We start from the raw sequence: 8,648 nt of genomic DNA, 5'->3' as shown, positions 1-8,648 counted from the left end.
ACCCTCATGCGTAAAAATCAATTGCCGCGACTGCCGGCGGAACGCGAACCTTGCACGGTTTGAGCCACTCGCCACCCCCTCAGCGATCCGTGGGACGTCATACAGATTCGCGATCTTCCGTTTTCCGATCCCGGCGATCCCGACGTACGGTCAGGCCGCCGCTTTCTGCTGTGGCTTGCCCGGCAACAGCTCGGCGGCCAGCTGAAGTCACTCGGCTGGGGGCTGGTGCACCAGTGCGGAATCGCCGGCCTGCCGCTCGCCGTGGGCGTCGCCGTGCAGGCCGTCGTGGACCGCTCCGGCAGCAGGCTGGCGCTCGCGGGCGGGCTGATCCTGCTGTTCGGCGCCGCCATCGCCGTCGGCGACACCCTGCTGCACCGCACCGCCATCACCAACTGGATCACGGCGGCCGCCCGGGTCCAGCACCTGCTGGCCCGTAAGACCGCCGAACTCGGCTCGGTACTCACCCGGAGGGTCGCCGCGTGCGAGGTGGTCGCGGTCTCCACCGGCGACGTCGAGAAGATCGGCTGGTTCGTCGAAGCACTGTCGCGCTTTCACCGCCGCCGCCGCGACCGCCCTCGTCCTGGTCTGCGTCGCGCTGGTCGTGTACCAGCCCGCGATGGGTGCGGTGGTCGCCGGCGGCGTGCCCCTGTTGGCCCTCGCCGTACTGCCGCTGCTGCCCCGGGCCACCCGGCGCGCCGACATCCAGCGCGAAAAGGCGGGCCGCGCCACCGAACTGACCTCCGATGCCGTCGCCGGCCTGCGCGTGCTGCGCGGCATCGGCGGCGAGGAGCTGTTCCTCGGCCGCTACCGGCAGGCCTCCCAGGAGGTGCGCAAGGCGGCCGTCCGCAGCGCCCGGATGTGGTCGCTGATCTCCGCGGTCCAGGTGCTGCTGCCGGGGCTGCTGATCACCGTGGTCGGGTACGGCGCGAGGCTCGCCCTCGACGGCCGGATCTCCATCGGTGAACTCGTCACCGTCTACTCCGCGGTGCCCCTGATGACTTTTCCCTGCGGCACTTCGAGGAGATCGCCATGGTGTACTCCTTCTCCCGGCCCTCCGCGAAGCGGACGGCCCGGGTGCTGTCGCTGGAGCGCACCACGACCGACACCCTGGACAGCGCCGAGATTCCCGAGCGGCGATCTGTACGACCCGGTGGCCGGGCTGCGCGCCCCGGCCGGCTGCACGGACAAGGTCATCGTGGTGCACTGCGACCTGGGCGACACCTCCGAGTGGCCCCGCGTGCGCGAGCTCGCCCAACGCCAGGCGGAGCGGTACGGACTGCGGCTGGCGGCCCCCGGCCGGCTACGTGACGGATCCGGCAGTCGCCACCGAGCCCGGCGAGGTGTGCCTGGACCTCGAGCGCTCCCTGGCCGTCTACTGCCAGCACCCCGCTTGGCTCGCCGACCGCGAGCAGCAGGCGGCGGCCGACCGGTGAGCAGGCGGGGCGACGACGCCACCTCCTGGGCCGTCCTTCAGCTGGATAGATCTTGTCCATGCTGTCTTTGGGGACAGACCTGGCCAACCTCATCGGTAAGACCGACTGAAACCCGAAGTTATTTTCCGGCAGCTCCCTGCGCCTCAGATCGCTTCGGCCTCGGGGCGGACGACCTGCTCGGCAAAGTTGCCGAGTCGCGTGGCCAACTGCTCAAGCGCGGTGGCCGCGTAGTGGTCGGGGCTCCAGCATGCGTGGATGGGGAGCTGGACGGGAGCGCCATCGGTGTCGAGGACGAGCAGGGGACGGGTGCCGAACCGCGGCAACTCGGTCCCGATCGCGACGCCACGCCGCCCTGCCGCCAGGGCGTGGCGCATCTGCTCCCACGGGACCTCGGTGTGGCGTTGATACCGGAGTCGGGCCGCGATGACAGCTGCGTCGAGAACAGTGCGCGTCGGGTCCGTTCGGCCCGGAAGGAGGAGAGGCTGCTCCATCAGCTCGTCCAGCGTGACGCTGGTGTTGCGGGCCCAGGGGTGGCCCGGGTTGACATAGGCGTGGAGCGGCACGCGGGTGAGGCGTTGCCAGGCAAGGCCGCCCGCGGGGGGCACGTTCGCGGCGATGCCGAAGTCGTGCCCGGCTGCGACCGCCTCGTGCACCTCGTCGCCGAGGACCGAGACGACGGCGATGAACGGGTCGTCGTCGTCGAGGGTGGCGACGAACGGAGCGAGGACGTAGTCCAGCGTGGTGGGGGCGGCCACGCAGGAGATCCGGGTCAGCTGTCCGTCGGCCAGCTGTCCCGCGACCGTCGTCAGCCGGTCGGCCCGGGTGAGCAGGTCGTGCGCCACGTCGAGCGTGTGGCGGCCCGCGTCGGTGAGGGACAGCCGATGGCCGTTGCGGCGGAAGAGCGTGACGCCGAGGTCGCGCTCCAGGCGCTGGATCTGGCGGGACACCGCGGGCTGAGCGATGTGCAGCTGGTCGGCGGCGGCCGTGACGGTACCGAGTTGCGCGACAGTCAGAAAGCACCGAAGGTGGCGTAGCTCCATGCCTCATCATGCCGAAACGGCATCATGATGGGTAGTAGTTAGGTCTTGGACAGGAGTAGGTGGCCGGGATCACCATCTCCTCCATGACCTCCTCCGACGTCTCGTCCGGCAACTGGCTCACCCCACCTCACCACCGACTCGGTCTGCACCGGGTCGAGGATGTGGTCCCCTGCACGACCATTGCTCGCGGTGAGGCGCCGGTACGCATGCTGGTGCCCGCGAGTGAGCCCTTGGACTGGGACCTTCTGACCGTGCCGGGCCCCGAAGGGCGGCCGATCAGCGCAGAGGAGTTCCTCGCTCGCACGCACACCGACAGCATCCTCGTGCTGCGCGGCGACACGATCCTCGGAGAGCGCTACTTCGGTGGGTTCACCTCCGCGTCTCGCCACATCGTGATGTCCATCTCGAAGTCGTTCGCCGGCATGCTGGCCGGGGTGCTGGCCGCCGCCGACCTCCTCGACCTCGAGGCGACCGTCCCGACGTACGTCCCGGAGCTGGCGGCGGGTTCCTACGCCGGCGCCACCGTGGGGCAGCTGCTCGACATGACCGCGGCGCCGTACTACGACATGTCGTACCTGGAGCCCACCGCCGAGGTTCACGCGGGCGACCGCGCTGCCGGATGGCGGCCGCGGCAGCCCGAGGACGTGGTCGGCACCCGGCCGTTCCTGGCCCAGTTGCGCGGTGCCGGCCGGCACGGCGCCGACTTCCAGTACTGCTCGGGGACCACCGACGTCCTCGCGTGGGTGCTCGAACGCGCCGGCGGCGCGGGCTACGGCGAGCTGATGCGGCGACATCTCTGGTCGTGGATCGGCGCCGAGGACGACGCCTTCGTCACGGTCGACGACCACGGAACGCCCTATGCGTGTGCCGGGATGGGGATGCGACTGCGCGATCTCGCGCGATTCGGGCGCCTGGTTCTCGACGACGGGTGGCGCGAGGGCACACCAGTGGTGCCGGCTGACTGGATCGCGCGGACGCGCCGCGGAGGGCACTTCGCGACCACGGCCGAGTCCGACTCGGCGGCGGGTGGCACCTACAAGAACCAGTGGTGGATCCCGGGCGACGACCACGGGTCCTTCTACGGTGTCGGCATCTTCGGCCAGTACCTCTGGCTCGACCCGCAGACCGACGTCGTCATCGCGAAGTTCTCCGCCACCGACCAGCCGGTCGCCGACACCCCTGCTCACCTGGACGCGCTGGGCGCCATCGCCCGTGCGGCCGCCCTGACCCCGCAGGAGGCATGAGATGGGCCGCAACCGATCACACGGCGAGTCGATCGAGCAGCACTCGATCGACTACGTCCCGCCCGAGGAGCGCTACGGCAAGCCGTGGCACCTGTTCACGGTCTGGTTCTCCAGCAACGTGCAGATCACCGGGTTCGTCACCGGCGTCCTGGCGGTCACCCTCGGACTCGACCTTCCCTGGGCCATCGCCGCCATCCTGATCGGCAACCTCGTCGGTGCCGTGTTCATGGCCTACCACTCGATCCAGGGTCCCCGTCTGGGTGTGCCGCAGATGATCCAGAGCCGTGCGCAGTTCGGATTCCTCGGCACGCTGCTGCCGGTCGTGATCGTCCTGTGCATGTACGTCGGATTCGGCATCGAGGGTGGCGTCATCACCGGGCAGGCCTTCGCGAACTGGGCCCACATCTCGTTCACCTGGTCGGTGATCATCCAGGGCGCGGTCCCGGCGGTCATCGCGATCGTCGGGTACAAGGTCATCCACCTGTCGACCCGGGTGGTCAGCGTGGTCTCGGGGCTGCTGTTCCTCGCCCTCACGATCGCGTTGGCCTGTCACTTGCCGGAGCACCTCCCGAGCGGCCCGGCTCCGTCGTTCGGCACCGTCCTGCTCGTCATGTCGATCTTCGTCTCGTGGCAGCTGACCTGGGCGCCGTACGTCTCGGACTACTCTCGCTACCTCCCCGAGGACACCCCGTCGCGGACCACGTTCCTGTGGACCTACGCCGGCTCGGCACTCGGCTCCTCGTGGGTGATGATCCTCGGCGCGTTCGCCGCCACGATCAGCGCCGAGGCGGTGGGCGACGATGCCATCGGCATGCTCAGCCAGCAGATCCCGGCGCTGAGCTCGGCCATCCTGCTCGCCATCGTCATCGGCATCGTCCCTGCCGGCGTGTACGGCTACTACGGTATGTACCTCACCGCGATCAGCGCCTTCTCGGCCAAGGGCCACGGCTCGGCGACGCCGCTGGTGCGCGCCGTCTTCATCGTGGTGAGCGCCACGCTCACGATCGCAGCCACTCTGATGGCAAGCGGTCACATCCTGAGCACTGTCCAGAACATCACGTTGTTCCTGCTGTACCTGCTGGTGCCGTGGACCGCCATCAACCTCACCGACTACTACGTCGTACGGCGCGGCCACTACGACGTCGGCGAGCTCTTCCGGCCTCGGGGCGAGTACGGCTTGGTGAACTGGCCGGCCGTCCTTGTCTACCTGGTCGCCATTGCGGCGCAGATCCCCTTCATCAGCAGCAGCCTCTACACCGAGCCGCTGGTCGACCACCTGGGCGGCGCCGACATCTCCTGGATCGTCGGCCTGCTGGTGGCGACGGTGCTGTACCTGGCCTATACGCGGCGTACCCGAGAGGTCGCGCAACCCGTCGGCGCGCGAGCATCGGCACCCGGCTCTGACGCGCCGCTTTCGGTCGACTGAGCGTCCAAGGTCTGCGCAAGCCGCGACTGGGATGCTCGCCGGCGAGGTCAGGCGAAGGCGGGGGCAGGGTCCTTGGCGGTCCAGTCGCCGTCGAAGAGGGCGGCGACGAGGCGTTCATGCTCAGGGTCGAGCTGCCGGCGCGGTGCTTGGTGCGCATCTTGGCGAACCAGGGGCCGATCTTGACGGTGTCCCCATCGACGGTGATCGCCTCCCGGGCCGCGCGGGCGCGGCGCTCGCGATGGAGAAACAGCTCGAGGAGCTGGACGGTCTCGGCGCTCGGCATCGACGAGGTGCACGCCCGCTGCACCCCCGAGCGGAAGGCGGAACTCGTACGCGCACTGCGGGGGAAGGGGCTGCGGGTCGCCGTGGTCGGCGACGGGGTCAACGACGCGGCGGCGCTCGCCGGCGCCGACCTCGGCATCGCGATGGGCACCGGAACCGACGTCGCCATCGGCGCCGCCGACGTGACCCTCGTCCGCGACGACATCGAGGCCCTCGCCGTCGCCATCGGCGCAGCCGTGGCTGGAGTCTTCGTCGTCCGCGCCCTCACCGCGGTACAGCAGAAACACATGCCCGAGACCCCGCGGCGCGGCGCCAGTCGGGTATTGAACGTGAAGCGGGGGACGTGAAGGGCGGTCAACCTTGGGTGGCAAGGTCAAGGCCTGCTGGCACAGGACACCTTGTCACCTGTGACTGCGAAGATTGATCTGCCGCCACCGAAGTCTGACTGCAAGCGAGGGCTGATGAGCCGCCGTATATCCCAGGGCGCCCTGGTCGTCGGTTCGATCGGCGTCCTGATCAACATCGTGGACGCGATCGGGTCGGGGCATCTGGAGCCGCACGACGCCTTCGCCGCGCTGGTAGCGCTCGGTGCGGGGGGCGAGCTGCTCAAGGAGCGGCGGCCCAGCACTGCGCGGGCGCTGTATGCAGTGACGTCGGTGCTGCTGGTGGTTGCCGGATCCATCGCGGGGCGCAGGGCGTGGGCCTCGCTCTGGGCGGGCGCGGCCTATGACTGGCTCGACCTCGCATTCGGGGTTTTGGTCGTGCTCTACGTTGCCGTTGGCGCGGGCCAGCTGCTGGCGCGCCTGTCCCGCAGAGCATCGAAGTGTCGTAGAACTGCCGACTGCGAGTACCTGCGCTCGGCGAAGGCCCGGCGTGGTGACGCTGCTGGAGAAGGTCGGTACCGCCCGCCAGGCTGCCGAGCGGGAGACCCATGCCCGCGTGGCCCACCTGCTGACCGACGAACGCGCCCGCGGCCTGGACGGGCTGCTGGTCTTCGACCCGAAGCTGAAGTCCTCACGCCTGCACTGGCTGGCCACCGGACCGGTGCCGCGGTCACCGACCGCTCAAAACCGTGACCACCGACGATCCCGTCGCCGGCCTGGGCACCAAGGATTTCCACGCATCATGAGTTGTCCGATCTTGATCCGCAGTGTCCTAAAGCTGAGTCGCTGCCTTGGCGATCTACGCTGTCACCGTTGCCCATTACGTTCAACGGCCCGGCATCCTGGGGGAAGCCTTGAAGCGTTCCCAGGTCCCCGGATCGCTCCGGCCGCCTGCAGAGGGGACAGTGCGATGGATGCTGACATCCGGACCAGGGCCGCACTCGAGGAACACTGGCGGGCGTCGGAACGTGGGGATACCGAAGCCGAGCACGCCATCTACGCTGCGGACGCGATCCTCGACTACGCACAGTCAGGTGAACGATTCCGGGGCCGCGCGACGATTTCGGCGCAACGGGGTGGGCACCCTGCCAGTCGGCACTTCACCGTCCACCGGATCGTGGGCAGCGGGGATCTGTGGGTGAGCGAGTGTGTCATCACGTACGACGGGGTGCCCACCTACTCAGTGAGCATCATGGAATTTGCCCACGGGCATGTGGTGCACGAGACGCAGTACTTCGCGGACGCCTTCGGCGCGCCTGAATGGCGGACAGCACTCGCGGAGCCGATGCCGGGCAGGAATATCGCCAGGGCCTGACCCAGGGCTAGCTTCGATCGTTCATGAGGCTGTGACAGCTTGCTGACGCGGGCTCTGGGCTTTTGCGGATGGGTGTGTTCTGTCTTGTGGGTGTGACGCGACCTGAAGTTCCCCCTCTGATCTGGACAGGTTGATACTGGGATGTATGGGTCTCGGAGGAAGCAGTCCAGGTAGTGAGTAAGAAGAGCAATACGAGCAAGCGGTATACGGACGAGTACAAGAAGGACGCGGTCGACTTGGTCCGTTCCTCCGGGCGGACGGTGGCCGATGTGGCCCGGGAGCTGGGTGTCAGTACCGAGGGCCTGCGAGGCTGGGTGAAGCAGGCGAAGATCGACCGGGGCGAGGGGCCCGTCGGCGCGCTGACCACAGCCGAGCGGGAAGAACTCCAGCGACTGCGCAAGCAGGACCGGGAACGGCACTGTCAACTTGGCTGAGGGTTGCCCGGCGGGTGGGATGATCTTGGGGTTGGTGGTTCGTCGGGAGGGGTCTGTTCGTGGACGTGTCGCCGCCGTCGTACAAGGGGTTCCGTTACCCGGCGGAGATCATCGCCCACTGCGTGTGGCTCTACCACCGCTTCCCCCTCAGCTACCGCGAGGTCGAGGAGCTGATGCTCGCCCGGGGGATTATCGTCTCCCACGAGACCGTCCGGCAGTGGTGTGTGAAGTTCGGTCCCGAGTACGCCCGCCAACTGCGGCGCCACAAGCCGCAGGCTGGGGATAAATGGCACCTGGACGAGGTCTACACCAAGATCAACGGCGAGTGGCGGTACCTGTGGCGGGCGGTCGACCAGGACGGAAACGTCCTGGACATCCTGATGCAGTCCCGGCGGGACGCGAAGGCCGCGAAGCGGTTCATGGCCAAGCTGATGAAGAAACAACGTCATGTACCGCGGGTGCTGGTGACCGACAAGCTCCGCTCCTACGGCGTGGCCCACCGACAGTTGATGCACTCCGTCGAGCACCGCCAATCGAAGTACCTCAACAACCGGGCGGAGAACTCCCACCAGCCAACGAGGCAACGCGAACGCGCCATGAAAGGCTTCCGCTCCCCGGGCGGGGCACAGAGGTTCCTGTCCGCGTTCAGCGCGATATCACCGCACTTCCGACCCGGCCGCCACCGCCTCACCGCCAGCCAGTACCGCACCACGATGAGCGAACGCTTCAGCGTCTGGAGCCAGATCACCGGCGTGTCCGCCACGGCCTGAGCGCAGGGCCGACACCCGGCCTCACCACGACCCGACGCGTCCTCAGCCAGACAAGCCCCGGACAAGTTGACAACGCCGTTCAAGGTCCTGCTGCGCCGTCTGGCTGGCGCGCGGAAAGTGGAATCCGTGGTCATGGTGAAACGAGCGTGTGGCGAGATCGCCGCCTTGGACGGCCTGGACCAGGAAACCCAGGTACAGATGGCCGTGGCCTTGGAAAGCGCGCACACTGAACCGCCCCGGGTTCGGTAGAGATCTCAGATGGTGGTTGTGACCTGGGGTTTCGTGGATTCCATGTAGTGGTTGGTCTCGTACTCGACGGGC

The 8,648-nt window shown here is 68.2% G+C and carries 7 protein-coding genes and 2 pseudogenes; 8 read left to right on the top strand and 1 reads right to left on the bottom strand.

Annotated elements, in window-relative coordinates; all coding sequences use genetic code 11:
- Positions 1 to 99: 99 nt before the first annotated feature.
- Both ACWD6R_RS38610 and ACWD6R_RS38605 read left to right on the top strand, forming a co-directional pair.
- Positions 100 to 1,276 (top strand): annotated as a pseudogene (locus ACWD6R_RS38610) (ABC transporter transmembrane domain-containing protein); the annotation flags it as partial.
- A 28-nt stretch (positions 1,277 to 1,304) separates the two neighbouring features.
- A complete protein-coding gene (locus ACWD6R_RS38605) occupies positions 1,305 to 1,433 on the top strand; it encodes a hypothetical protein (protein ID WP_451823027.1) in 129 nt (42 codons plus the stop codon).
- Between the two features lie 143 nt (positions 1,434 to 1,576).
- On the opposite strand, the gene ACWD6R_RS38600 is transcribed toward ACWD6R_RS38605, so the two are convergent.
- Complete coding sequence (locus tag ACWD6R_RS38600) at positions 1,577 to 2,473, bottom strand: LysR family transcriptional regulator (protein ID WP_451823026.1); 897 nt, start codon at positions 2,471 to 2,473, stop codon at positions 1,577 to 1,579.
- 83 nt (positions 2,474 to 2,556) lie between these two features.
- On the opposite strand from ACWD6R_RS38600, the gene ACWD6R_RS38595 reads away from it, so the two are divergent.
- The 6 genes and pseudogenes from ACWD6R_RS38595 to ACWD6R_RS38570 all read left to right on the top strand — a co-directional run bounded on the left by ACWD6R_RS38595 (position 2,557) and on the right by ACWD6R_RS38570 (position 8,327).
- Positions 2,557 to 3,717, top strand: coding sequence for a serine hydrolase domain-containing protein (locus ACWD6R_RS38595; protein WP_451823025.1), 1,161 nt, complete (start codon positions 2,557 to 2,559; stop codon positions 3,715 to 3,717).
- Position 3,718: 1 nt separating this feature from the next.
- The gene (locus tag ACWD6R_RS38590) at positions 3,719 to 5,143 is read left to right on the top strand and encodes a purine-cytosine permease family protein (protein ID WP_451823024.1); all 1,425 of its coding nucleotides are present in this window, start codon (positions 3,719 to 3,721) and stop codon (positions 5,141 to 5,143) included.
- Between the two features lie 272 nt (positions 5,144 to 5,415).
- Positions 5,416 to 5,661 (top strand): annotated as a pseudogene (locus ACWD6R_RS38585) (HAD-IC family P-type ATPase); the annotation flags it as partial.
- A 637-nt stretch (positions 5,662 to 6,298) separates the two neighbouring features.
- Complete coding sequence (locus tag ACWD6R_RS38580; protein ID WP_451823023.1) at positions 6,299 to 7,123, top strand: nuclear transport factor 2 family protein; 825 nt, start codon at positions 6,299 to 6,301, stop codon at positions 7,121 to 7,123.
- A gap of 173 nt (positions 7,124 to 7,296) precedes the next feature.
- Positions 7,297 to 7,557, top strand: coding sequence for a transposase (locus ACWD6R_RS38575; RefSeq protein ID WP_451823022.1), 261 nt, complete (start codon positions 7,297 to 7,299; stop codon positions 7,555 to 7,557).
- A 53-nt stretch (positions 7,558 to 7,610) separates the two neighbouring features.
- Positions 7,611 to 8,327 carry an IS6 family transposase gene (locus ACWD6R_RS38570; protein ID WP_451823028.1) on the top strand — a complete coding sequence of 239 codons (717 nt, stop codon included), beginning with the start codon at positions 7,611 to 7,613 and terminating at the stop codon, positions 8,325 to 8,327.
- Positions 8,328 to 8,648: the final 321 nt, after the last annotated feature.

It is taken from the genome of Streptomyces sp. NPDC005151, from assembly GCF_053599875.1.
The sequence above is the reverse complement of the archived record's forward strand: the minus strand, read 5'-3'. Positions and strand labels throughout refer to the sequence as shown.

What these genes read in the sequence shown, in the direction of transcription:
- ACWD6R_RS38595 (WP_451823025.1), top strand. Translation starts at nt 2,557, where the DNA reads ATGACCTCCTCCGACGTCTCGTCCGGCAACTGGCTCACCCCACCTCAC.
- ACWD6R_RS38600 (WP_451823026.1), bottom strand. Translation starts at nt 2,473, where the DNA reads ATGGAGCTACGCCACCTTCGGTGCTTTCTGACTGTCGCGCAACTCGGT.
- ACWD6R_RS38590 (WP_451823024.1), top strand. Translation starts at nt 3,719, where the DNA reads ATGGGCCGCAACCGATCACACGGCGAGTCGATCGAGCAGCACTCGATC.